Genomic DNA, 565 nt, shown 5'->3' with positions numbered 1-565 from the left:
GCGTGCCGGAGGAGGTGTGCTTCACCACCAAGCCGAAGCTCGGACAGGCGCTGTTGAGGCGCGCCTTTGCGGCCGGGGTGCCGTGCGCCTGGGTGGTGGGCGACTGCCTCTATGGCGCCGACCATCAGACGCGGCGCCTGATCGAGGCGCATGGGCGCGGCTATGTGCTGGCCGTGACCTCGGCCCAGCGGCTCGGGCTCAAGCCGGTCGAGGACTGGCTCGAGGACGTGCCGGCCCGGGGCTGGGCACGGCTGAGTGCCGGCGAAGGCGCCAAGGGGCCACGGCTGTATGACTGGGCCTATCTGCCCTACGGCATCCCGCCGACAGGCTGGAAGTCCGGCCTGCTGATCCGCCGCAAGAAGGGCCGGCCGCACCAGTTCACGTTCTATCTCACCTGGGCACCGGTCGACACGCCCCTGTCCACGCTCGTGCGGATTGCGGGGATGCGCTGGCGGATCGAGAGCTGCTTTGAGGAGGCCAAGGGCGAGACCGGGCTGGACGAGTACGAGGTGCGCTCGTGGACGGGCTGGCACCGGCACATCACCTTATCCATGCTGGCGCATGC

Annotated in this window: 1 protein-coding gene; it reads left to right on the top strand. The window is 69.7% G+C overall.

Annotated elements, in window-relative coordinates; all coding sequences use genetic code 11:
• On the top strand, positions 1–565 hold a 565-nt coding region (locus FS320_RS44880), incomplete at both ends, for an IS701 family transposase (RefSeq protein ID WP_152718830.1).

The organism is Microvirga tunisiensis (genome assembly GCF_009296175.1).
Classification (GTDB): Bacteria; Pseudomonadota; Alphaproteobacteria; order Rhizobiales; family Beijerinckiaceae; genus Microvirga; species Microvirga tunisiensis.
The sequence above is the reverse complement of the archived record's forward strand: the minus strand, read 5'-3'. Positions and strand labels throughout refer to the sequence as shown.